This window comes from Vibrio sp. R15-SG3-ISO1B, assembly GCF_059833835.1.
Genome location: NZ_JCBDGG010000055.1, coordinates 117,061 through 142,422, shown reverse-complemented (window position 1 = coordinate 142,422; position 25,362 = coordinate 117,061). Strand labels below are relative to the sequence as shown.

18 protein-coding genes and 1 pseudogene are annotated in these 25,362 nt (G+C 48.2%); 7 read left to right on the top strand and 12 right to left on the bottom strand.

All coding sequences use genetic code 11. From position 1 onward, the window contains the following. Positions 1-40: 40 nt before the first annotated feature. From AC6R0S_RS17940 to AC6R0S_RS17930, 3 genes and pseudogenes are all read right to left on the bottom strand, one after another. Positions 41-1,145 (bottom strand): annotated as a pseudogene (locus tag AC6R0S_RS17940) (IS3 family transposase). Positions 1,146-1,203: 58 nt separating this feature from the next. Then, a complete protein-coding gene (locus AC6R0S_RS17935) occupies positions 1,204-3,009 on the bottom strand; it encodes an ankyrin repeat domain-containing protein (RefSeq protein WP_500638486.1) in 1,806 nt (601 codons plus the stop codon). Positions 3,010-3,238: 229 nt separating this feature from the next. After that, complete coding sequence (locus AC6R0S_RS17930; protein ID WP_500638485.1) at positions 3,239-3,382, bottom strand: hypothetical protein; 144 nt, start codon at positions 3,380-3,382, stop codon at positions 3,239-3,241. A 616-nt stretch (positions 3,383-3,998) separates the two neighbouring features. Here AC6R0S_RS17930 and AC6R0S_RS17925 point away from each other — a divergent pair. Both AC6R0S_RS17925 and AC6R0S_RS17920 read left to right on the top strand, forming a co-directional pair. Then, positions 3,999-5,360, top strand: coding sequence for a type II toxin-antitoxin system HipA family toxin (locus AC6R0S_RS17925; RefSeq protein ID WP_500638484.1), 1,362 nt, complete (start codon positions 3,999-4,001; stop codon positions 5,358-5,360). Continuing rightward, positions 5,345-5,827 (top strand): helix-turn-helix transcriptional regulator, encoded by a 483-nt coding sequence (locus AC6R0S_RS17920; protein WP_500638483.1) that lies wholly within the window; start codon positions 5,345-5,347, stop codon positions 5,825-5,827. The genes AC6R0S_RS17925 and AC6R0S_RS17920 overlap by 16 nt, the downstream gene beginning before the upstream one ends. A gap of 16 nt (positions 5,828-5,843) precedes the next feature. On the opposite strand, the gene recQ is transcribed toward AC6R0S_RS17920, so the two are convergent. Beyond that, the gene (gene recQ / locus AC6R0S_RS17915; RefSeq protein ID WP_500638482.1) at positions 5,844-7,991 is read right to left on the bottom strand and encodes a DNA helicase RecQ; all 2,148 of its coding nucleotides are present in this window, start codon (positions 7,989-7,991) and stop codon (positions 5,844-5,846) included. Between the two features lie 249 nt (positions 7,992-8,240). Here recQ and AC6R0S_RS17910 point away from each other — a divergent pair, with 249 nt between their 5' ends. After that, a complete protein-coding gene (locus tag AC6R0S_RS17910; RefSeq protein WP_500638481.1) occupies positions 8,241-9,974 on the top strand; it encodes a sodium:solute symporter family transporter in 1,734 nt (577 codons plus the stop codon). A 272-nt stretch (positions 9,975-10,246) separates the two neighbouring features. Then, positions 10,247-11,203: an L-threonylcarbamoyladenylate synthase gene (locus AC6R0S_RS17905; RefSeq protein WP_500638480.1), complete on the top strand. Its 957-nt coding sequence runs from the start codon at positions 10,247-10,249 to the stop codon at positions 11,201-11,203. A gap of 15 nt (positions 11,204-11,218) precedes the next feature. Here AC6R0S_RS17905 and AC6R0S_RS17900 read toward each other — a convergent pair whose 3' ends face one another. Together AC6R0S_RS17900 and AC6R0S_RS17895 are read right to left on the bottom strand one after the other, a co-directional pair. Further along, entirely contained in the window at positions 11,219-12,196 is a 978-nt protein-coding gene (locus AC6R0S_RS17900) for an ion channel (RefSeq protein ID WP_500638479.1), read from the bottom strand. Between the two features lie 111 nt (positions 12,197-12,307). Further along, on the bottom strand, positions 12,308-13,201 hold the full coding sequence (locus AC6R0S_RS17895) for a LysR substrate-binding domain-containing protein (RefSeq protein ID WP_500638478.1): 894 nt from the start codon (positions 13,199-13,201) through the stop codon (positions 12,308-12,310). A gap of 103 nt (positions 13,202-13,304) precedes the next feature. Between AC6R0S_RS17895 and AC6R0S_RS17890 the strand changes: the two genes are divergently transcribed. Both AC6R0S_RS17890 and AC6R0S_RS17885 read left to right on the top strand, forming a co-directional pair. Next, positions 13,305-14,555, top strand: coding sequence for a D-amino acid dehydrogenase (locus AC6R0S_RS17890; RefSeq protein WP_500638477.1), 1,251 nt, complete (start codon positions 13,305-13,307; stop codon positions 14,553-14,555). A 323-nt stretch (positions 14,556-14,878) separates the two neighbouring features. Continuing rightward, positions 14,879-16,423 carry an alanine/glycine:cation symporter family protein gene (locus AC6R0S_RS17885; protein ID WP_500629239.1) on the top strand — a complete coding sequence of 515 codons (1,545 nt, stop codon included), beginning with the start codon at positions 14,879-14,881 and terminating at the stop codon, positions 16,421-16,423. Between the two features lie 143 nt (positions 16,424-16,566). Here AC6R0S_RS17885 and guaA read toward each other — a convergent pair whose 3' ends face one another. Both guaA and guaB read right to left on the bottom strand, forming a co-directional pair. Continuing rightward, a complete protein-coding gene (guaA, locus tag AC6R0S_RS17880; RefSeq protein ID WP_500638476.1) occupies positions 16,567-18,120 on the bottom strand; it encodes a glutamine-hydrolyzing GMP synthase in 1,554 nt (517 codons plus the stop codon). A gap of 110 nt (positions 18,121-18,230) precedes the next feature. Continuing rightward, the gene (guaB, locus tag AC6R0S_RS17875; protein ID WP_500638475.1) at positions 18,231-19,694 is read right to left on the bottom strand and encodes an IMP dehydrogenase; all 1,464 of its coding nucleotides are present in this window, start codon (positions 19,692-19,694) and stop codon (positions 18,231-18,233) included. Between the two features lie 245 nt (positions 19,695-19,939). On the opposite strand from guaB, the gene xseA reads away from it, so the two are divergent. Next, complete coding sequence (gene xseA, locus AC6R0S_RS17870; RefSeq protein WP_500638474.1) at positions 19,940-21,271, top strand: exodeoxyribonuclease VII large subunit; 1,332 nt, start codon at positions 19,940-19,942, stop codon at positions 21,269-21,271. Here xseA and AC6R0S_RS17865 read toward each other — a convergent pair. From AC6R0S_RS17865 to AC6R0S_RS17850, 4 genes are all read right to left on the bottom strand, one after another. After that, positions 21,258-21,494, bottom strand: a complete 237-nt coding sequence (locus AC6R0S_RS17865; RefSeq protein ID WP_334551304.1) for a zinc ribbon domain-containing protein — start codon at positions 21,492-21,494, stop codon at positions 21,258-21,260. The genes xseA and AC6R0S_RS17865 overlap by 14 nt on opposite strands. A 424-nt stretch (positions 21,495-21,918) precedes the next feature. Then, a complete protein-coding gene (gene der, locus AC6R0S_RS17860) occupies positions 21,919-23,403 on the bottom strand; it encodes a ribosome biogenesis GTPase Der (RefSeq protein WP_500631499.1) in 1,485 nt (494 codons plus the stop codon). Between the two features lie 149 nt (positions 23,404-23,552). Next, a complete protein-coding gene (gene bamB / locus AC6R0S_RS17855) occupies positions 23,553-24,713 on the bottom strand; it encodes an outer membrane protein assembly factor BamB (protein WP_500633754.1) in 1,161 nt (386 codons plus the stop codon). Between the two features lie 8 nt (positions 24,714-24,721). Then, positions 24,722-25,336, bottom strand: a complete 615-nt coding sequence (locus AC6R0S_RS17850) for a YfgM family protein (RefSeq protein WP_500631501.1) — start codon at positions 25,334-25,336, stop codon at positions 24,722-24,724. Between the last annotated feature and the right edge of the window lie 26 nt (positions 25,337-25,362).

The window sequence follows — 25,362 nt, the reverse complement described above, 5'->3', positions numbered from 1 at the left end:
CCCGAGATTAATACCACCGCCTCGATGAAGTTTCCCACGTTTACGCCACTTGATTGGCATAATCAATTGGCGACATATAATTTAGAGAGCTATGTGGTCGAATATGGTTGTAGTGCTCTCTCCATAGATTTATTTCGTAACGTGCTTCATCCATAGATTTATTTCGTAACGTGCTTCATCCAGAGTGCGGAACCAGTGTTGATTGAGACACTCATTTCTGAACTTGCCGTTTAGGCTCTCCACAAAGGCATTTTGAGTCGGTTTACCTGGTTGAATAAAGGCGAGTGTTACCGACGTTGTCTTTGACCAAAAGAACATGGCTTTGCTGGTAAATTCCGTCCCGTTGTCGCAAACAATGTTATCTGGCTTGCTGCGCACCTCGGTTAGTTGAGTTAAAAAACGGGCAACTTGTTGGCCACTGATTGATAGGGACACCAGCTGCCCAATGAGTTCTCGTGAAAAATCGTCAACGACATTGAGCACACGAAAACGTCTACCATTGCTCAATTGGTCAGAGACAAAGTCCATCGACCAGCGTTGATTGGCTCTTGTGGGTGAATTCATAACTAGTCTCGGGCGCTGTAGCTTTTTGCGCTTCTTCGTTCTGACTTGCAGTCCTTCCTCAGTGTAAATACGATACGTGTGCTTCTTATTCACAACTAAGCCCTCTGCTTTTAGTAAACTGTGCAGCATCAGATAGCCATAACGGGAATATTGAACGGCTAACGCTTTTAAACGTTCTCGTAAGGCCCTATCTACAGGGTTTTTAGCTTTGTATCGAAACGCCGTTCGACTCAAACACGCAAGCTTACAGGCCGCTCTTTCACTCAGTCGGTGAGTGTCAATAAGGTATCGAGCAATAAGCTTTCGAGAAGATGGCGTTACCACTTTTTTGACACAACATCCTTCATTGCTTCGACTTCGAGCAACTTCTCCGCGAGGAGCCGCTTAAGCTTATTGTTCTCAGATTCAAGCTCTCTCAGCCTTTTGGCCTCATTCACTTCTAGCCCTGCATACTTGCTGCGCCAGTTATAAAAAGTGCCCGATGATATCCCCATGTCGCGACAGATGTCGTCAACCTTAGCACCAGCTTCATGCTGTTTAATCGCCTTGATGATTTGTTCTTCCGTGTATCGCTTTTTCATTTTGAGATCTCCATTAGTTCTAGTGTATTAGAAGTCTCATCAAAGTCATGGTGTTAATTTAGGGGGAAAGCTCATCCCAATGCATTTCATTCAGCTTTGGTCTTGTGTGATGAGCAATCATTCCAATTGCAGTGAAAAGAGGCGTCTCACCGATAGTGTCATGCCTTCTATCGATAGTTGCTCCCATCTCTAACACCCTTTTCACTATATCTACGCGTCCAGTCTGAACTGCGCAGCCCAACGGCGATAGCTTTCGCTTACTGGAAAGCGAATCTAGTATGCTCTTTCTGTGAGTCTTTTCACTTATAAGCTTAAACAACCCGTCGTCCAACGAATTGAGCGGTGCCAAGTTAATTTGCATAGCTTGAACCGCCATCAATATTGCAGATTCATTGCTGCTAGAAAGTTTGTTGACGTCCGCACCAGCCTCTAACAAACTAGCTACCGCGTCAAAATCATCCTGCATTGAGAAGTAAACTAGCTGCGGTATTTTTTTGACCAAGCCGCCTTCCATACCAACTGAAAATGATTTGTTTGGCTTTGTGAGATCAAGCACATGAGCAGTTTCATCCACCATCCAAATTCCATTGTTTTCATGAGGATCGGCTGGATATACAGAGTTAGGGAAGAAAGATTCATTAGGAAACATGGCATTGAAATATTGGCTAAATGCTGCGATTTCCCACTGCTCGATCTCTTGTACTTTCGCTTTAAACGCATCATTGCTATGTTCGGGAGGTAAGAGATCCAACTTGAACAGGACGGCCATTCGTCTGAGTCTATTGATGAACTTTTTGTCTGGTTTAGCACAACGACATGAAGCTGTGATCGCTTCAGTAATGATCTTTCCCGCATTCTCCCCTTGCCGGTATAAAACAAGTTCAAAGGCTAACTTGTAACACGATATCGCCAATAGCAACTCTCCCGCGTGCAGGTGGTACCGTGCTTTCATCCAGTGATAGTAATACGTCGTCTCATTATCTTTATCGAGTCGTTGTTGTTCTGCGTCCAATTGCGTTAGTAGCTCTAGGCAATGCTCTTTGTCATTTGCTTGCTTTGGCTTCCTGAGCCTTAGCAAATCAAAAAGCCCCAAAGCGAGATTCGTAGTCGAACAATAACGCTCCGTTCCTTCAGTGAGCAGTGCGCCAAGGCTTCTAACCATTTCATTCCAGCAACCTTCAGGAGAGAATTCTGTAAGCAGATCAAGATGAACACCGTCGTTTTGAGAAAAGTAGTAATCCCAGACCCTTGCGGTTATCAGCCTTGCCTTATATGTCCCCCAGCTATTACCGTCTTCCCACGGCTCTCCCATTGACGCAATACTATCTGGGTCAGGTATATCTCTACCCAATGACCACACTCTAATTCTCTCTTTCTGAACTGGCGTTGCGTCCTGATAGAATTTCTGCCACTCTGCACCATCAGATATTGATGCTATAGCTAAAGGCATCAAGGGTTGCCGTCTTTCAGCAACACCGCTCGGCGTTAACCTCATCCCATCCAGCATGTCTCGGCACAGTTCCGCAATCGCAAACGTCATAAAGTACTTACTTATGATTTCTCTCGCTTTCGATGCCTGAACACCGTCAAGGGGCATACCCTCAATTAGAGCCATATACATTGACTCAACTCTTTCATACTCTCTCAGCACATGATCAGCGAAATAAACATTCACGTATTTGCTGAGCGGGGCATGGATAAGTTCGCTTTTTAGAGAAGCAAGTTGGTGTGGGTTGATTTCCACTTTCTTACAAGCATCATTTATTTTTTTTCCAGCCCAATTCTTAGTCCCCAAGCACTTTGCAATATCTCTTAGTAAATGTTGAAGCGTGAAATAGGGAGTGGTGTAAACATCGCTGTTCATAAAACTCTTTGAATATCCTTTTTGAAATTTAGAAATGCACGTTTGTCGCTTGGTGTCCCAGGTACAGTGAACCTTTTCCCTCCAGGGGAATAGAGAGAGCCATGCTTCTTGCAACGCTTATATTGCCAATTAGCCTTCACCAATTTAGCGATTAGCTTTTGAATATCCTTATTACTACTGTATTTAGGCATAAAAATGAGATGGGGTATACACTCCCATCTCTCCCCTTTTACCTGCCGTTCTTAGCCGCAGCAGCTTGAGCACGGGCAGCAAAACTGCCCTTAGTTACTTGCCCACCATTTGCCTTTGCGGCAGCTGATTGAATTCGTGCTGCTGCACTTGGTGTCATAGGGGTTGATTTAGTGTTCGACATGTTTTGACTCCTTCTGTTAAGTGACAACAGAAAAGTTACCAAAGCATGCAAAACACCGCTCCCTCGCAAGTGGAGAGTTTTTTTTATTTTCAGGATTAGCGGACAAAGTAAGGCAAGTTATAGGGAGCGTTGGAACGGTTGCACACAAAATGATAGAAAATCACCGAGATTATGCGAAGCAATTATTTTTAGGAACCACCTTAGGAACCACAACTAAAATCAAATTAATACAAATTCATTAAATACAGCAACTTAACCAACCAGATCAACTTACGCCAGCCCACCAAACGTTTGGAAAGGCGGTAAGTTATTGACTTACCGCCTTTTTTTGTCTTTATTTTTCGTTCGTGTGCCACTTGTACTAAAAGTTGGTACTAAAAATGCGCTATCTAAAGATATCCTCATCTGGTATTTGGCAATTAACTCGCCCCTATCGCAGCTTTCATAGCTAAAAAAATCCATTCTGCTCATCAATAATTTTGACTTACGTTCTATGAGTAATCATTTACTCATAAATAGTCTAACTGCATATTAATGAGTAAAATTTTACTCACAACTTGAAAGTAAACGACTTTACGAGTAAAATTTCACTCATTGATAAGTAGAGGTGTTGTCAATGGAAGAACTAACCATACAAGCTTTTATCAGAGGTGAATGGATAGATATCGGTATCATCTCATTCCCTAAAAGTAGCCGACATAATTTCCGAGTGACTGAACTCAACTACCTCAGCGACTATGCGCTAGAACATCACGATAAAGATGACTTTCACGCTGTTTCACTAAACCACCCTGTCTCATTCTTTTTTAATGACATGGGTAAACCTGGATGGTTAACGTTTCTAGACGATATTATGCCTAGTGGTGCTAGTAGACGATACTGGGTCAAACACCTAGATATTGACGACCTTAGTTCTGATGAACAAGACTATGTTTTGCTCAAGTTTGGCACAATGTCGCCTATTGGTAACTTAAGAGTAAAAGACTCTCTTCCTGAGCGCTACGAAGTAGCAGACAACCTCTACTTCTCTGTTGATGATGTTAAAAATCGAGCTGGTGATTTCCTCGACTATGCACAGCAAAGAGGGGCCGCCGCGGGTGGTGCGACAGGGGCTGGAGGTGAAGCGCCAAAACTGATCCTCCGATGCGGTTTCGATCATGGATCGGGCAGCGAAAAAATATGGATTGATCCATACCAAGATGACAATAGCAACCACGACTTACATTACTTAGTAAAGTACCCTAGAGGCTCAAGAAGCGCCATCGACTGTAATATTCTAAGAGCTGAGTTCTACTTCTACCACGAGCTAACAGAAATGGGAGTTGAAACGATCTCCACCGACGGCATGCGCTTGGAGGAAGGATTAAACTACCCTTCCTTGTGGCTTCCTCGATTTGATGTTCAAATTATTGAGCAACAAATCGAGAGGTTTGGCATGGAATCTGTGTATTCCATTTTGAACAAAGGCGCTGGAGTCACGCTTGATCACGAAACAACAATCCGAACTCTCATAGAAAAAATCACTGAAAGCAATATGGTTAAACACCAAGGGTATAGGTTTGATACTCAAGCTTTCGTCATTGAATGGGTGAAGAGAGATCTGCTCAACATATTGTTTGGTAATAGTGATAACCATGGCAGAAACACTTCATTCTTAAAAGGTGATGGAGTCATAAAGCTTGCTCCCGTTTACGACTTCGCACCAATGAAAGCTGATCCTGAAGGCATTCCAAGAACAACAAAATGGAAAGCCCCACTAGAGGTTGGCGGAACTTACGACTTCGTAGGAATAGCGGACACCTTATCTGATCTCGTGCCAAAAGAAGTGTTATTACAAGAGCTAGAGGTTACAGCAAGTAAATGCATTGACTTAAAGCAGAGACTAGCATTACGAGGAGTGCCAGAACAAATCTTAGAGATGCCAGCCGTTGGACTTAATCATATATCAGAAAAGCTCACTAAATGGGGGCTACTATGAATCAGCCAAGCAATAAAGAGTCCGTACAAGATACAGTTGCTCGTCTAAGAGCAAAGCGAAATCAATATCAGCCCAAGACTGGGACGAATGCAACTCATTCGACCAAAGAACGATCGCAACTCAATACTCCGACGAGATCGAAAACCTCAAAAAACGCCAAAGCAGTCAGTGCAGCAGAACGCAAAACAGAGGCAAACAAAATCATCAAACACTTATTGCTTGGAGAGCTAACACAAGGCCAAGCGTTGAAAAGCTTACGCGTTAATATACTGGGACTCAAACAGGATGTGTTCGCAAGACTTGTCGATGTCTCAAGAAAAACAGTCTCAGATATAGAGAATGATCGGGGCAGCTACAACACTGAGATTCTCAACAAGGTGTTCAAAACATTTGGCTTAAAAGTCGGACTGATCCCTACTTCTGTCAGTACGTTAAAATCGCTGATAGATGATAAACAAGCAGACTAAATTAGGCTTATGATGCTCACTGAGCCTCAACGGCTTGTTGGCTTAGCTTATGCTTCATATGACCGAGTACGTAGCGCAGCGTGCCATAGTCGTATTGTTCATTGAACGCTTCAAACAAAGGCTTTAACTTGTTTTCATTGATGCTGTTAAGCGCAGTCGCTTTCTGTTCAATGTCGCTGAGCGCATCAGGGCTAAGTTCCACTAATTGTTCGAGTTGGCACGCCCCGCTCTCAATGGCGGCGCTGAGGTGACTCTGTATCGTGGTCTCGGCCAGTTGACGGTGGGCAGCGACACTCGCAACCGACGCCATCTGGTGAAAGAGCTCAACCGACTGTTGCTCGGTATCGTTCAAGCGGCGCAGCTCAACGGGTTTGTCTTCCATTACGGCTAACAGCGCTTCACCATATTGACTCACTTTGGTATCACCAAACCCTGAAATATGACGAAGCTGATCCAATGTTTGGGGTCGAGCTTTGGCTATGGCTTTCAAACTGACATCTTGACAGATGACATACGCTGGCACGTTTTGCTCTTTCGCTAAGCGAGCACGTACGGCTTTCAAAACAAGAAATTGATCCGTATCTGAAGGAGACAACGACTCTGCGGCGCTCGATTTCGTCGATTGGTTCGACTTCGCTTTGCGCAGTGCGCGCAACTGGACACTCTGCTCGCCTTTTAAGATGGGACGACATTGCGGCGTGAGCACTAAACGGTTGTACTCACCTTCCACCCGTAGGTAATTCATCGCGATGAGTTGACGAAAGACGCCTTTCCATTGATTGGCATTGAGCTCGGTGCCAATCCCAAAGGTAGACACCTTGTCGTGACCGAATCGTTCAATGCGATCGTCGCGCTTGCCCAACAAGACATTGATAAGATATGTGACACCAAAACGCTGCTCACATCGGTATACCGTCGACAACGCCTTTTGAGCCGCCTCTGTGCCATCCCAAGTGGTTGGCGGCGTCAGGCAGTTGTCGCAGTGGCCACACGGCTCCTTCATCTGCTCATCAAAGTAAGCGAGAAGGGTTTGCCTGCGGCACGTCACCAACTCACAGTAACCAAGTAGGGCATTCAGTTTTTGAATTTGCACTTGTTTATAGGCGTCACTACCGTCTGAGTTTTCTACCATCTGGCGCTGCATCACCATATCTTGCATCCCGTAGGCCATCCAAGCATTGGCGGGTTCGCCATCTCGGCCCGCGCGCCCCGTCTCTTGATAGTAGGACTCCAAGCTTTTCGGTAAACTCAAGTGAGCGACAAAACGCACGTCGGGTTTATCGATGCCCATACCAAACGCAATGGTCGCGACGATGATCACGCCTTCCTCACGCAGAAAACGTTGTTGATGCTCATTGCGCTTTTCAACCGACATTCCGGCATGATACGCCAATGCGGTTCGACCTTTGCTCGCTAACCACTCTGCTGTCTCTTCCACTTTTTTACGCGATAGACAGTAGACGACGCCCGCATCGTTCGCGTGATGCGCAGAGATGAATGACCACAAGTCATTCTTTGCATTACTTGGCTCACTGACGTAGTAGCAAATATTGGGGCGATCAAAACTGTGGACAAACACTTGGGCCGATTGAAGCGCTAGCTGACTGATGATCTCTTGCTGCGTACGCTTATCAGCCGTTGCGGTAAGTGCAATGCGCGGCACGTTCGGAAAGCGTTGATGTAAAACAGACAACTGTTGATATTCTGGTCGGAAATCATGTCCCCATTGGCTCACACAGTGTGCCTCATCAATCGCAAAGAGCGATACGCGGCACTCGGAGAGCAAGTCGAGGGTTTGCGGCATCATCAAACGCTCTGGGGCGATGTAGAGAAGCTGAATCTCTTCACGTCGAATCTGATCTTCAACTTCACGCTGTTCATAGCGATCTAATGTGGAGTTGAGGTAGGCAGCGGCCACACCGACTTGCGCTAATACATCAACCTGATCCTTCATCAAGGCAATCAACGGCGACACAACCACCCCCACGCCTTCTCGCACAATGGCTGGAATTTGGTAGCAGAGCGACTTTCCCCCGCCTGTCGGCATCAAGGTGAGCACATCACCGCCTTCAACCAACGTCTCGATGATCGATTGTTGCTGATGACGAAAATGATCGTAACCAAATACAGAATTGAGTACCTCTAACGGGGTCAGGCGATGCACGGCGAATATCCAAAGTCTGAAAACAGTGCCTCTATCCTACCTCAATAGGCGCATCAATTCAGAGGAGATAACTGAGGTGTCTGCGGGTAACATCACCTCTTTCCATACTTACGTGCAGCCGTTTCATTCACTTACTTGACTCAGCAAATATGATCCAGCTCTCCCAATACAGGTTAATCTTGTCGTACAATATGAAGTGAAACGCAATTTTAAAAAACTTCACTCCCTCTTTTATAGTTAGGTTCCCTTGTGACACATCTCGACTGGTTCGTACTTGCGCTCTATTTCGTTTTCTTACTGATCGTGACCAACGCGTTCAAACGCCACGCTTCCAATGCCGACGGCTTTATTAAAGGCAATGGTGCAATGACGTGGTGGATGGCGGGCGCCACCGCCTTCATGACGCAGTTTTCGGCATGGACATTTACTGGCGCGGCAGCCAAAGCGTTTGAAGATGGTCTCAGCATCATGTTTGTCTTTTGGGGCAATGCGTTAGGCTTTTTTGTTTCAGCGCTCTTTTTTGCGTCGCGTTACCGCCGCTTAAGGGTTGCTACGGCGATGGATGTCGTGCGTCTGCGTTTTGACAAGTTGTCTGAGCAAGTCTTCACTTGGTCGAGTTTTCCCATCACACTGATTGGCGCAGCGATTTGGCTCAATGGATTGGGCGCGTTTTTGTCGGCCACCTTTGGCATTAGTATCGACATCACTATCGTCTCTATTTCTCTGCTGGTGACCTTTATTGCCCTCACCGGAGGGGTTTGGACGGTCTCTGCGACCAATGTGATCCAACTCGTGCTGTTGGTCACTATCACCATGGTCGTTGGGGCCACTGCGGCCAAGCACGTCGTGAGCCTACCGGTTGAATCTTTGTCAAACACCGTCATGGGCGAGAGCATGCACACCTGGCAGATTTTCATTACTTGGGTGGCCATCATGCTGCTGAAACAAACGCTAACCACGAATAATGCCCTCAGCAGCTATCGCTTCCTCACCACCAGCAATGAGAAAGAAGCATCACGCTCGGCGTTGCTGGCTGGCGCGCTGTTTCTCGTCGCACCGCTGCTTTGGTTTGCCCCTCCTTGGTTTGTTGCTTCACTCAATATTGATTTGGGCTTGAGCTACCCAGAGCTCGGAGGTGGAGCCAACAACGCCGCCTACCTTTACTATATCGAACACTATATGCCACAAGGACTACTGGGGCTCGTAATGGTGGCGATGTTAGCGGCGACCGTGTCTCCGATGACCACTGCGCTCAATCGCAACGCCGGCATTGTAGTCAACAATGTCTATCTTTCCTTGATCAATCCGCACGCGAGCAGCGAGCAACAGATGCGTCTAGGTAAAATCGCCACAGTCCTGACCGGTCTGTTGGCTTGCGGCGTAGCACTGTTGTTTGCTCGTATCGAAGACTACAGCCTGTTCGACATCATGATGATCTTCTCTGCTTTGCTGCACATGCCGATGTCGATTCCCTCGCTATTGGCCATGCTCAACTTACGTACGCCACCTTGGTCTGGCTGGGCAACGGTTCTGGTCGGCATTCTGGTTTCCGCTTGGATGCATTTTGTGTTCGATGTTCATTGGCTTGAGCCTTTCACCGGCCCGCTCAATCACAGAGAAAGTGTTGATATGATGGTGGTGTGCAGTCTCCTGGCGCATGTGATCGTCACTGGTGGCTTTTTCCTTTCTACCGCTTTGATGACTAAACGCCCCTATTTCAATCACACTGTGAGTGAGCGAATCCACACTCCGATTTCCTCGCAAGAACAAACGCCGATTGATCACGCCAACGGCATTTTTATGGGGAAAGCAATGACGGCACTGGGCGTCATCGTGGCGCTGTTTGCTGTCACCACCGACAACTTCGCCGATGGCACGATTTTCGTCGCGATTGGCGGTGCGATATTGGCGTGCGGTTTTGCCTTGATGTCGATGTCTCTGCGTTTACGAAAACTTGATTCAGCTTGCGCTGCTGAGTGTTAATTACTGGCGCTCTCCATTTAAGCAATCACGTGCTTATCTCACGGTGTAGAGTTCGGCTGCACCTTTTTTGGGGTTGTGGGTTTTGGGTTGTGGCAAGATTTGATGGAAACCTTACACAGAATCAAGCACTTCGCAAAACGAGGTTCGCCTAGCAATGTAAAAAGGAAAATAAGCATCGCAAATTTGAAAAAGATAGCTAAAATGTGCGTTTGCTTTGATTTGGTCAGAGCAAACATGCCTATGTAACCGTCCGTTTTTCTGAGGAAGTGACATTGAAAACGCTACATCTTTCCGCACAAAACCAAAACGATATCGAACAAGCGAAGTCGCTTCTTGCTTCTGGCGAGTTGGTGGCTATTCCGACCGAAACCGTTTATGGACTCGCGGCAGATGCCACCAACCCAGAGGCGGTAAAGAAGATTTTCGCGGCGAAAGGCAGACCGGCAAACCACCCGTTAATCGTACACATTGGCCAAGTGCAGCAGTTATCCGATTGGGCGACGGAGATCCCAGAGGAAGCGTACACCATTGCTAATGTCTTTTGGCCTGGTCCGGTTACCCTGCTACTAAAGAAATCGCCACAAGCTAATTCGGTCGTCTCGGGCGGTCTAGAGACCATTGGCGTTCGCATGCCAGCACACGACGTGTTTAATGAACTGCTCTCTAGCGGGCTCGCCGTTGCCGCCCCATCCGCTAACCCTTATAAGAAACTGAGTCCAACCTCAGCGTCGCACGTACTCAAATCGCTAGGCGGTCATATCGCTGCGGTGCTTGATGGCGGAGATTGTGCTCATGGCCTTGAGTCAACGATTGTCGATCTCACGCAACGTCCATTTCGAATCCTTCGCGCAGGTCCCATTAGCGCTGCGCAATTGTCACACACATTAGGTGAAGAAGTGTGTTCGCCTCAAGCGCATAATGTCGCCGTCCCGGGTAACGTGACCAGCCATTATCAACCTAACACCTCAGTGAAGTTGGTCGACATTGATCATCTACCGGAAGTAAAGGGAGAGGTGGCTTTGCTACACTACTCACCGTTACCTACGGATTTGAATGTTCGCGCAATGAAAATGGCGGATAACGTGGCTCAGTACGCACACGATCTGTACCGTGCGCTTGATGATGCTGACCAATGGCACTGCGATGAGATTTGGGTAGAAACGCCACCACGCAGTGACGAGTGGGTCGCGGTGCACGACCGCCTCGGCCGTGCACAATCCAAGCTGTAATTGGGGCAGACTCAGCTAGCGAGTCATTTTTTTTACAAACACCACCACAAACAGAGCCATGGTGAAACTGCCTAAAAAAGCCTCAAGCGCAGCAATAAACCTCGCAACACCAACCGGTGAGATATCACCGTAACCGAGCGTGGTAAAGGTCACCACACTGAAATAGAGTGAGTTAAAAAACTCCAACAGATAAAAACGCCAGCCCGTCACCCCTTCGTAAATCGGATGCGCCCCTGTGGTATCAAGAAAGAAATAGGCCATCGCGCACACCATGATCAAAAAGATCGAAAATAGCACCACGCGCACGGGGTCTTCGCCATAGCCGCAAAACAGATCAACCGCTTTGGATATACACCGTTTGGTACTGAATTTGGGTAACTGATAACGACGAAAACGCATCTCACGTTTAAAGAAGTCTCCCGCCATCTCAAACAGTCCTTGTTTTTCGCACTGTTTACGAATGTTACGACACACCTCTTCCGCCTCCTGATAGAGACTGGCGGTGAGCGTTCTATTGTGCTTTTTCTTTGCTTGCCTTGCATCGAGTTCTTGTTTTAGGAAGCGTCCCCACTCGACATTTTCTAGCTTGGCACGCCCAAGATCTGCGCCCAATAAATTGCATTTATCCAATTTCGCACAGTGCAGATTGGCGCCGAGCATCTTGGCTTTCATCAAAGAGGAGCCGCGAAAATCTAAGCCAAAAAAATGCGCATCGGTGAGGTCTGCTCGATAAAAATCGGCCTCACGACAAAGATACCCGTCTTTACTGCCTCGATTGACCAAGTCTACATCCGTCAAATCGGTTTTCGCTAACTGAAAGCCATCCAGTGGCTTGCCCTCTGCGGCCCATTGCTCCACTTGCTGTTTGATGTCGTCATTACTTTTATCGATGTTCGGATCATGCCAATAGCACAGTCCTGACTCACCACTAATTTGATCGCAGCACCAACCATCAGGATTACGATAGCTGCATAACTGCTCATTCGAATTCATACATGCCGCTCCCTCACTCTGCCAACAAAGGGCTATCCCGTTGACTTTTTAAGTGTAGAGCCAATAAGGCGCAGCGCCTGATTAATTAGCAATGGTGACCGTCACCGTGGTTTACTCCCCCGCATCGCACTGCGTTCTTAGCCACTGTTTGAAGACCCGCGTGTGTGCGTTGTCCACATGGGTCAACACAAAGTACCCTGCACCTGCCGGGATGGGCTCATAAGGTGCGACTAACCTTTGCATTGAGATTTCATCGCCCAGCAATGCCATACGAGCCAAAGCAACACCCACGTTAGCCTCTGCTGCCGACATCGCCATATCGGTGCGATTGAAAAAGTGGCCACGTTGGCAGTCAAAATCCATCCCTTGCTGCTTAGACCAATAGCGCCACTCATGATCTCGAACGGCTCCTTGCCAAAGCATCGCATCATGCAGCAACGTCACCCGCGACCACGCCTCATTGGACGAATGCGACGAAAAATGCTGCTGATAGTAATAGGGGCTCATCACAGGGAGCAGTGACTCCGCCATTAACAGTTCAGCGCGATCATCTTTGTAGGGGATCGGACCATAGTCGATCGCAATATCAAAGTCCTTATGCTGGCTATCCACCAATGCGCCCTCGGCAAAGGTGTGAACCTGAATCGTCGGGTGTAATCGATAGAAACTCTCTAAACGAGGGACGAGCCATTTAAACGCGAAAGAGGGGGTTAACTTCAGACGAATCTGCGCTGCTTCTCCGGAGGATCTCACTTGCGCGGTCACTTCTTCAATGGCTAACAGATGCGGCGTTACCCCCTCGATCAGTTTTCTCCCCTGCTCGGTTAAGCGAATCCCGCGCGGATGGCGTTCAAAAACACTAAAACCCAAATGTTGTTCAATGGACTTTACCTGCTGACTGATCGCTCCCGGCGTGAGGTTTAGACGACTTGCTGCTTGGCTTATCGTCGGGTACTGCGCGACTTGGCACAGTAAATGAACACCTTGAAATAACATCTGGGTCATGAGCGCGCTTTTAGTTTTTCTAAATGATGTGTTTAATTTTTATCGATTGTTACGTAAATGTAAATCGCAGATTCTTAGCCAAAATACCAATGAGGAGAATGATGTGAAGGTTGTGGTGATGGGCAGTGGAGTCATCGGACTCACGAGCGCTTGGATGCTCAATCAAGCAGGATGTGATGTGACGGTTATCGATCGTCAATCTCGCGCAGGCGAAGAAACCAGTTTTGCCAACGCAGGGCAAATCTCTTATGGCTACTCTTCTCCTTGGGCCGCTCCCGGCATTCCGCTCAAGGCGATCAAATGGTTATTCGAGCAACATGCGCCGCTAAAGATCAAACCTATGGTGAGCCGCGAGCTATTCATTTGGATGACGCAAATGCTGCGTAACTGCCAGCTAGAGCGCTATCGAGTGAACAAAGCCCGCATGTTGATGATAGCAACTCGCAGCCAGAAGACCTTAAAAAAGCTCAACCAAACGCACAAGCTCGATTATCAAGGACGCCAAAAAGGCACACTGCAACTGTTTCGTCATACTCAGCAATTGCAAGCGGTAGAAAAGGACATGGCGCTGCTTGCCGAGGCAGGCACTCGCTTTGAACTGCTCGATGCTAATCAGTGCCTTAACCAAGAGCCCGGTTTGGCTCATATGCAGGGTGAGCTGGTCGGCGGCCTCTATTTACCGGACGATGAAACCGGTGACTGCCACCTTTTTTGCCAAGAGCTCCAGCGTCTGTGTGAAGAAGCTGGCGTGCAGTTTCATTTCAATACCCGTATTCAACGTCTAACTGCGTCTCAGCAACGTGTCTGCGCCATTCACACCGATGCCGGTGATTTCACCGCCGATACCTTCGTTGTCGCAATGGGCAGTTACAGCAAAGCATTGTTAGAGCCAATAGGGCTAACCCTCCCGATATACCCCGTCAAAGGCTATTCGCTTACCTTACCTGTCAGCGATGATCAGTATGCCCCCTCTTCCACCATTATGGACGAGACCTACAAAGTCGCCCTAACGCGCTTTGATGACAGAATACGCGTGGCGGGTATGGCTGAATTGGCTGGCTTTGACGGTAAGCTAACGGCCAAACGCCTGGCGACGCTCAATCATGTCGTCAGCAACCTATTCCCTCGCGGTGCCTCTTTTGAGCATGCACAATATTGGAGTGGGTTTCGCCCAATGACGCCCGATGGCACGCCGATCATTGGCCCAACACCACTGAGTAACCTCTTCACTAATACTGGTCACGGTACGCTAGGATGGACGATGGCGTGTGGCTCCGCCGAAATATTAACCGACCTTGTCACCGGAGATCGTCATCAATACCCGCAACTGAGCATGAGCCGCTACGGCAAATAGTAGCATTCACTAAATCAACCGGCATTATCAGCATATTTAACAAATAGAATTTGCACTTTTCCATAAAACGCATCGACCACCAGATGCGTTTTACCATTCTCAGTTTTGGCACGAGAAGACTAAACGATGAAGTTTTAACCTATCATTTCTCTTCTGATTGGAATTTTGTGGATGGAATCACGCCAAACAAGATTAATAGATAAATGATTTAACATTAAGGTTACAAAAAGGTTAATATGCTGTTCGAAATTAAACACAACACCCCTTTAAGCGATATGCCGTTTTGTCGCTAAAGGGACTCAACAACTAACAGGGAAATTCATATGCAGTCATTTGTTGATTTTATGAATGGGATTATCTGGAGCCCGGCACTGATTTACTTGTGCTTGGGCGCGGGTTTGTTCTATTCAATCATGACTCGATTTGTACAAGTTCGACACTTCACCGAAATGTGGCGTTTGCTTCTGTCTGGAAAAAGTTCTTCTAAAGGCATCTCTTCATTCCAGGCTCTGGCCGTTTCACTCTCTGGTCGTGTCGGTACAGGTAATATTGCCGGTGTCGCTGCAGCGATCGGTTTTGGCGGCCCAGGTGCTGTCTTCTGGATGTGGACAGTCGCATTTTTTGGCGCGGCAACCGCGTATGCAGAATCGACACTGGCGCAAATCTATAAAGAAGAAGATAACGGCGAATTCCGTGGTGGTCCGGCTTACTACATCGAGAAAGCAATGGGTCAGAAATGGTATGCGTGGATTTTCGCAGTCGCGACCATTTTTGCGTGTGGCTTCCTACTTCCTGGTGTGCAATCGAACAGCATCGGTAACGCAGTCGAGGCAGCATTTGGCTCAGGTGACATGATCGAAACGGCCATCGGCACCTTCAGTTTCGCGAAAATCTTCACCGGCACACTGATTTCTATCATTCTTGCGTTCATCATTTTTGGTGGTGTAAAACGCATTGCGAGCTTCACTCAGATTGTCGTGCCTTTCATGGCATTGGCGTACATCGTCACCGCTTTCATCATCATCCTACTGAACATTGGTGAAGTGCCACGCATCTTCTCAATGATCATCGGTGATGCATTCACGCCGATGGCAGGTGTGGGTGCCGCGATTGGCTGGGGTGTTAAACGTGGTGTTTACTCAAACGAAGCGGGTCAAGGTACAGGGCCTCATGCGGCGGCAGCGGCAAGTGTTGAGCACCCAGCTCAGCAGGGACTAGTGCAATCTTTCTCTATCTACATTGATACTTTGCTTGTTTGTTCAGCCACAGCGTTCATGATCTTGATCACTGGCGCGTATAACGTTCACGGTGCAGAGGGCTTCATCATCCAGAATGTCGCGGCTGATATCGCGGCGAACGGCCCAGTGTTTACTCAAATGGCGATTGAAAGTGCACTGCCAGGCATCGGCAAACCGTTCATCGCTATCGCGCTGTTTTTCTTTGCCTTCACGACGATTCTGGCTTACTACTACATCGCAGAAACCAACGTTGCGTACATCCGTCGCCACTTCAAAGTTGACGGCTTGATGTTCATCCTTAAAGTCGCGTTGATTGCCGTGGTGTTCTACGGCACCGTCAAAACCGCAAACCTCGCATGGGCGATGGGTGACGTCGGTGTAGGTTTGATGGCGTGGTTAAACATTGTCGGTATTTTGATCATCTTCTTTATGTCAAAACCTGCCCTAAAAGCACTGAATGACTACGAAGAGCAGCAAAAACAAGGTGTTGAAGAGTACACGTTCAACCCAGTGAAACTTGGCATCAAAGGCGCTGACTACTGGGAAGAAAAATACCGCAGAAAAACAGGACTCGATCCGAAAGCAGAAGCGGAATCAAAAACCAAAAGCGTTGAGCAGCCTTCAACCTAATCGATAAATAAAAAGCAGTGGACGACCGTTTCGGTCATCAATAGAGGCAAACCAAGGTTTGCCTCTATTTTTTGCTTGGCAGCTCATCCAAAGACGAAAAAAAACCAGCCTGATAGGCTGGTTCTTAACATTAGTCGGAAAAATTATTCCCACTCAATCGTCGCTGGCGGCTTACCTGAGATGTCGTAAACCACGCGAGAAATGCCGTCTACTTCGTTGATGATACGGTTAGAGACTTTACCAAGGAAGTCATACGGTAGGTGTGCCCAATGCGCGGTCATAAAGTCAATGGTTTCGACTGCACGCAGTGACACAACCCAGTCGTACTTACGACCATCACCCATAACGCCTACGGAACGAACTGGTAGGAATACCGTGAACGCTTGAGACACTTTGTGGTAAAGGTCAGCAGCATGAAGCTCTTCAATGAAGATCGCATCCGCACGACGCAGTAAATCACAGTATTCTTTCTTGATTTCACCAAGTACGCGCACACCAAGACCCGGTCCTGGGAATGGGTGGCGATATAGCATGTCGTAAGGTAGACCTAATTCTAGACCGATCTTACGCACTTCATCTTTAAACAGCTCACGTAGTGGCTCAACCAAGCCCATCGCCATATCTTCAGGTAGACCACCCACGTTATGGTGAGATTTGATCACGTGCGCTTTGCCCGTTTTTGACGCCGCAGACTCAATCACGTCTGGGTAGATGGTGCCTTGCGCTAGCCATTTCGCGTTTTTCAGTTTCTTCGACTCTTCATCAAACACGTCAACAAAGACGTGACCGATGGTCTTACGCTTCTCTTCAGGATCCGACTTACCTTCTAATGCGGTAAGGAAACGCTCTTCTGCGTCGACTTTGATGATGTTTAGGCCAAATTTATCGCCAAACATCTCCATCACTTGTTGACCTTCGTTTAGGCGTAGCAGACCGTTATCAACGAAGACACAAGTTAACTTGTCGCCAATTGCGCGGTGAACCAACATCGCCACAACCGAAGAGTCAACACCGCCGGATAGACCAAGGATAACTTCGTCATCACCCACTTGCTCTTTGATGCGAGCAACCGCATCTTCAATAATGGATTCAGAGGTCCAAAGACGCTCACAGCCACACACACCAAGAACAAAGTTCTCAAGCATTTGTAGGCCTTGCTTGGTGTGCGTCACTTCAGGGTGGAACTGCACGCCGAAGTATTTTTTCTCTTCGTTGGCCATCGCCGCGTAAGGACAGGTGTCCGTTTCGCCCACTTTGACGAAGTCTGCTGGAATCTCAACAACCTTGTCACCGTGACTCATCCATACATCTTGGGTCAGGTCTAGATCTTTAAATAGTGAAGATTCACCTGACACTTTGACTTTCGCATAGCCAAATTCGCGTTCATTGGAACCGGCAACTTTACCACCTAGCTGCTCTGCCATTGTCTGCATGCCGTAGCACACACCGAGCACTGGCACGCCAGAGTCAAATACGTATTGAGGTGCACGTGGAGAGTTCTCTTCGGTAACGCTTTCTGGTCCACCAGATAGGATGATACCGTCTGGATTGAACTCACGAATATCTGATTCTTCAACGTCCCAGCTCCACAGTTCACAGTAGACACCGATTTCACGTACACGACGTGCGACAAGTTGGGTGTATTGTGATCCGAAATCGAGGATCAAGATACGTTGGTCATGAATATTTTTGGTCATTTGAGCAGTCTTTTTAAGCTGGGTTAAGAAAACGAGGCGAGTGTACCCGCCTCTCTTCAATGCTTCAAGGAAAAGCAAACGTTTTCGTCGAGGGTTTCTTGTCTAAGAAATTAACCGCGACGGTAGTTTGGTGCTTCCTTAGTAATTTGAACATCGTGTACGTGAGATTCCGCCATACCAGCACCAGAGATACGAACGAACTCGGCTTTGGTACGCATGTCTTCAATCGTCGCGCTGCCCGTTAGGCCCATGCTTGAGCGTAGACCACCCATTTGCTGGTGAACGATCTCTTTTAGGCGGCCTTTGTACGCGATACGTCCTTCGATACCTTCAGGGACAAGCTTATCTGCGGCATTGTCCGTTTGGAAGTAACGGTCAGAAGAGCCTTGAGACATCGCGCCCAATGAACCCATACCACGGTAGGATTTGTAAGAACGACCGTTGTAAAGAATCACTTCACCCGGTGCTTCTTCAGTACCCGCAAACATCGATCCCACCATCACACACGATGCGCCAGCAACGATAGCTTTACAGATGTCGCCTGAGAAACGGATACCGCCGTCAGCGATAACAGGAATACCGTGTTGATTTGCCACTTCCGCCGCGTCAGCGATGGCCGTTACCTGAGGAACACCCACGCCCGTTACGATGCGAGTGGTACAGATAGAACCTGGGCCGATACCCACTTTCACTGCGCTAACACCTGCATCGATAAGGGCTTTCGCACCGGCACCCGTTGCGACGTTACCGCCAATGATATCGAGATTAGGGTATGCCGCGCGAGTTTCACGGATACGGTTAAGAACACCTTCAGAGTGGCCGTGTGAAGAGTCGATCAAAAGCACGTCAACCCCAGCTTCAACCAATGCCGCAACACGCTCTTCGTTGCCCACTCCGGCACCCACTGCCGCACCAACACGAAGACGACCGCGCTCATCTTTACACGCGTTCGGTTTACGTTCTGCTTTATGGAAGTCTTTTGCGGTGATCATGCCCGTCAGTTGGAACTCATCGTTAACCACCAACACTTTTTCAACGCGCGCTTCGTGCATTTTCTCTTGCACTTCAGCACGAGTTGCCCCTTCTTTTACTGAAGCAAGGCTCTCTTTTGGCGTCATCACTGAAGAGACTTTCTTAGTGAGGTCCGTAACAAAGCGCACGTCACGACCGGTGATAATACCGACCAGCTCGTTGTTCTCTGTGACGACAGGAAAGCCTGCAAAGCCGTGCTTGTCTGTCAGTGCAACCACATCCGCGATGGTCGCTTCAGGGTTAACGGTAACAGGATCAGTGACCACACCCGCTTCAAATTTCTTAACTTTACGAACTTCTGCCGCTTGCTGCTCAATCGACATGTTCTTGTGGATAAAGCCAATGCCACCTTCCTGCGCAAGAGCGATAGCCAGACGGGCTTCCGTCACGGTATCCATAGACGCAGAAATCATCGGAATATTAAGAGTGATATTTTTCGTCAACTGAGTGCGAAGATCAGCTGTGTTTGGGAGAACGGTGGAGTGTGCTGGCACAAGCAGTACGTCGTCGAATGTCAGCGCTTCTTTGGCAATTCTTAGCATTTGCAATATCTCACAATTAGAGGAGTAAAAAGAACAATCCAATCTCATCGTTTCGCATAATGAGGGCAACCTATTCACACTAGAGTGTGCGAGAACAATGTTGCATTTGGATTAGATATTGCGGACGGATTATACGGTCAACGCAAACGCTTGGCTACACATTTTTCTACTTTTTATTTGCAATCACCCCCTTGCTATGTATTATATTGCCGCTAATTTCCATACCCACGTCCATGGGATTAGCTGTGCCTGCATCCACCAATCAAAACATTTTCACTGTCTCTCGCCTCAACGCAGAAGTTCGTCTGCTGCTTGAAAACGAAATGGGTATCGTTTGGTTGGTCGGAGAGATCTCCAACTTCTCTGCCCCGGTGTCTGGTCACTGGTATCTCACCCTTAAAGACTCCCGAGCTCAAGTCAAATGCGCGATGTTTCGCGGCAATAATCGTCGTGTCACGTTCAAGCCGGCTAACGGCAATCAAGTATTAGTCAAAGCGCGTCTCTCGTTGTATGAACCTCGCGGCGATTATCAGTTGATCATTGAAAGCATGCAGCCGGAAGGCGATGGCCGACTCCAGCAAGAGTTTGAAGCGCTTAAAATGAAGCTAGCCGCTGAAGGCCTGTTTGCACAGACTAATAAGAAGCCGCTGCCTGAGCACCCGAAACGGGTTGGCATCATTACCTCGAAAACAGGTGCGGCGCTCTACGATATTCTGGATGTACTGAAGCGACGTGACCCTTCACTGCCGGTGATTATTTACCCGACATTAGTACAAGGTGACGATGCCGCGATTCAAATCGCGCAAGCCATTGGCTGTGCCAACAGTCGTAACGAATGTGATGTCTTGATCGTCGGTCGTGGCGGGGGCTCTCTAGAAGATTTATGGTGCTTCAACCACGAGGTCGTAGCGCGAACGATTGCGGCGAGTCAAATCCCGATTATCAGTGCGGTTGGACATGAAGTGGATGTGACCATCGCCGATTTCGTCGCCGATATGCGCGCGCCTACCCCCTCGGCAGCCGCTGAGCTAGTGAGCCGCGACAACAGCCATAAAGAGCAAGCGCTCGCTAGCCGTGAGCATAAACTGCTCAGTGCGTGGCGCCAGAGAGTGTCTGAGCAACAACGCAACCTGACTGGCCTGCTGCATCGTCTCGAACGTCAACATCCCACTCATCAACTTCAACGTCAGAGCCAGCAGTTAGATGAACTCGACATTCGCCTCAAGCGAGCGATGGATAATGGATTGCGCAGTGCAGAGCAACGAGTCGAGCGACTGCACTACAAACTCAACCTGCATAGCCCTGCACATAAACTCGCCAATCAACACGCAAGCATGATCCGTTTAGAGCAACAACTGATCGACGCGATGAATAAACGTTTGACCTATCAACGCCATCAACTCGCGTTAGCGGCGGAAACGTTAGATGCGGTCAGCCCACTGGCGACATTAAAACGTGGCTACTCGATCAGCCAAAACGCACAAGGCGATGTAGTGACCTCCACAAAGCAAATGAAATCAGGTGACACCTTAGTCACCCGTTTAGCCGACGGCACCCTCTTTTCTACGATTTCTTAGAGTCAATAGGACGGAACTCAAATCGAATCGCTGATTTCGATTTGAGTTCGTTGCACTGATTACAAAAATAATTTGCCGCGCCGCACGCTTGCAGCTTCTCTAATTCACTGTCGCACTGTGGGCACCAACCGATCTTGTTGTAATCATGTTGGCACTGTGTGCAGTGGTAGTGGCCATTCCACTCCAGCTCTTGCTGACAACTTGGGCATAGATTGGTGTTCATGATCTGTGTTACCTTTTTAATTTAGCTTAAACTAATATACAAAAATCCCATCTCCAACTCAATATCACACCGACTGGCTTGCTCTCATCGCTCTATGCTTCTATAAATGATCATAATAAGATCATCGGCAAAAGCCGCTGTGATCAGCGATCTCCCCCTAAAAGAACATTTATATAACCACACACCGAAAGCATAAGTTACATATGCTGCATTTCAATTTTAAAAAGCACAATTAACCAATAAAGATTAAAAATACACACTACAACCAGACTTAATAAAATGATCACTCATCCAAATACACAGTATGTAACTCGAAAATGAGTGGAAAAGAGGGATAGGCTCTTTGGTGGAGCCCATTGATGACATAAAAAAACGCCTTAGCAAGCTAAGGCGTTTTGACCATCATGTGATTATTCAGATAGGGCTACTTCTTACGGTTTTTCACCATGCCCATTAAGCGTTTGCGTTTACGCTCTTGTGATAGGGTCATCTTGCTCGATTTACCTTCATACGGGTTTTCACTGTTCTGGAAAGTAATTCGAATCGGTGTGCCCATAATCTCAAGCGATTTACGGAAGTAGTTCATCAAGAAGCGCTTGTAAGAGTCTGGAAGCTCATTCACTTGGTTGCCGTGAATCACCACGATCGGTGGGTTGTATCCACCAGCGTGGGCGTATTTTAGCTTCACACGACGTCCACGTACCAAAGGTGGCTGGTGATCGTCGGTTGCCATCTTCATGATTCGAGTCAAAACAGAAGTACCCACGCGAGTGGTGGCAGACTTGTACGCCTCTTGAACCGATTCAAACAGGTGACCCACACCCGTGCCATGCAACGCCGAAATAAAGTGAATGCGTGCAAAATCAACGAAGCCTAAGCGGCGATCCAGCTCTTTCTTGACGTGCTCTTTCACGTCCATATCAAGGCCATCCCACTTATTGACCGCAATCACGATCGAGCGTCCAGCGTTGAGCGCAAAACCGAGTAGGCTTAAGTCTTGGTCTGATATGTTTTCACGCGCATCAATGACCAGAAGAACCACGTTTGCATCTTCAATTGCTTTCAATGTTTTCACCACCGAGAACTTCTCAACGGTTTCATTGATGCGTTTACGACGACGCACACCAGCGGTGTCAATTAGGACATATTCACGGCCATCGCGTTCCATCGGAATGTAGATAGAGTCACGAGTGGTACCCGGCATATCGTACACAACCACACGCTCTTCACCCAGAATACGGTTAGTGAGTGTCGACTTGCCAACGTTAGGTCGACCGATGATCGCCAATTTAATCGGCTGATCTTGTAGGCGTTTAAACTCTTGCTCCGCCTCTTCCTCGCTGTATTCCAGTTTTTCTTCTTCATCAATGAAGTCAGTGAGGTCTTCAATTTCGCCGTTGGCTTCTTCAAGCAACTGCTCAGCAAACGGGTTAAGCGCACGGTCAATCAGTGCACCAACACCACGGCCGTGAGCGGCAGCGATTTGGTACATGTTGTCCATACCCAGTTGCCAAAACTCAGCGCTGGCCGCTTCGGCATCAATACCGTCGACTTTGTTTACCACCAGCATCGCTGCCTTTTCAATCTTACGTAGATGAAGGGCAATGGCTTCGTCCGCCACGGTCAGACCCGCACGGCCGTCCACCATGAATAGCACAACATCCGCTTCATCAATCGCGGCGAGTGACTGCTGGGCCATTTTGGTTTCAACGCCCTCTTCCGTGCCGTCGATGCCGCCAGTGTCTACGACGATAAATTCATGCTCACCAAGTTTCGCTTGGCCATATTTACGGTCGCGAGTTAAGCCAGGGAAATCCGCCACTAACGCATCACGCGTACGCGTTAGTCGGTTAAACAACGTCGATTTACCAACGTTTGGACGCCCTACAAGAGCAACAACAGGTACCATAACAACCTCTACAATCTTTTTCTCATATGTAGTTATAGGTAAGGACTGATAACGAGACCAATTTTTACCTATAACTACGTAGCGTTAACAATAAAACGGCTCCCAACTGAGTAACCAGCTAGGAGCCGAATGTGAATTATATCACATGATTATGGGTTGATCGTCTGTTTCTTTACATCGCCATTGCGAGTAACCGTGACAAATCCACCCGGCACAGCGATAGGTGAGACCGCGAAGCCGCTGTCATCTAATTGCTGCTGAGCAACAAATTCGCCGGTACGTCGATCAATCCAGTGCAAGAAGCCTAGACTATCACCCACGACTACGTAACCGTTGAGCATGACTGGCGCCGTTAGCAAACGGTGCTCAAGCTGATCATTGCTCCATAGCTCAGTACCGCTGCGCGCATCAACCGAGACAATGTGGTCTTTATCAGTCACCAAGAATAAACGACTGCCTTCACTCGCCATATCAGTGGATGAAGAGTAGTTGCGCTTCCAGCTTGGTGTACCTGAACGCAGATCAATCGCGGTCAACTGCCCGTTGTAACCGACAATGTATAGCGTACTGCCCAAAATCAGTGGTGAAGCATCAACATCCACCAAACGATCGATTTCGGTCGCCCCTTGCGGTGTACCAATGGGTTGCTGCCAAATCAATTGACCACGCTCGACAATCGCTGCCGCCAAACGACCGTTCGCCGTTCCCCAGAAGACGCCACCAGACACCGTCACTGGCGCGCTGTTACCACGCAGAGTCAGGTTCGGCACTTCAGTGCTGATGGTCCATTTGCTCTCGCCCGATTCTTGATCGAGAGCGATCAGCACACCGTCACTGGTATGAACAATCACTAAGTTACTGTCTACTGCAGGGGCAGCAAGCACTTCACCTTTGACAGCGGTCTGCCAATTGAGCGCACCGGTTTCTTCATCAAGGGCAATCACTTGGCCATTTTCACTGCCAATAAACAGCTGACCATAACCGGCGGTAATACCACCAGATAAACGTGCAGAGCCCTCTTTTTCCAGATCCGCTTGCCAAATCGCTTTGCCCGTTTCAGGGTTGAGTGCTTTCACCACACCATCACGACTGGCAACAAACACTTTATCGTAGGCGTATTCGGGTGAAAGTTGCGAGTAGTACATGCCCACACCTTTCCCTGCCGACGCACTCCATGCGCTCTTGGTCGTGAACTCATTGTCCACAACCGGTGTCGGCGCCATGATAATGGTGTCTTCCTCTCCAGCACACCCTGCAAGCAAACCAAGAACAAGCGCCGTAGAGAGTGCTTTATTGAGCATTGTCTTCATGCGCATCCTTACTTAGCGAGATCGTCCAGCTTCATTTGCAGAGCCTGACTTGGCTCGCCAGACTGTTGAGCTTGGGTGTAGGCGGCATATGCCCCTTCTTCATCACCCTTGAGTAAAAGAATATCGCCTTTCAACTCTTCTACGCGCCCCATCCAACTTTCGTCGTTGATGTTAGCCAACTCTGAGATCGCCGCATCAAAGTCTGTTTGCTGAGCTTGAATACGCGCAATTCGGTAGTGAAGGACACTCAGCAGCGCTTGGTCTTTAGTGGCCGATTTTGCCCACTCGAGCTGTGCTAGTGCTTCATCCAAATTACCTGCATCAACCTGAGCTTTCGCCAATTGCATCGCCGCCAATACCGCGTATTGCGACTCGCCATTCGCCTCAATAAACCCTTGCACGTTAGCAGTTGCATCTGCGCCTTTGGCTGCCAACTCTTGAATCACTGTGGTGTAACTCTCAGAGGCCGCTTCCTGAGCTGCTGTGACGGAGTCTTGGTAATAACGCCAGCCAAACAGACCACCCAAACCAATGACGGCACCGAAAATGACCGCTTTGCCATTTTCTTTCCACCAATCTTTAATCGCTTCTACTTGTTGTTCTTCAGAATCGTAGAGTTCCACTTCCTGTCCTCTTAAAATCGAAAAAA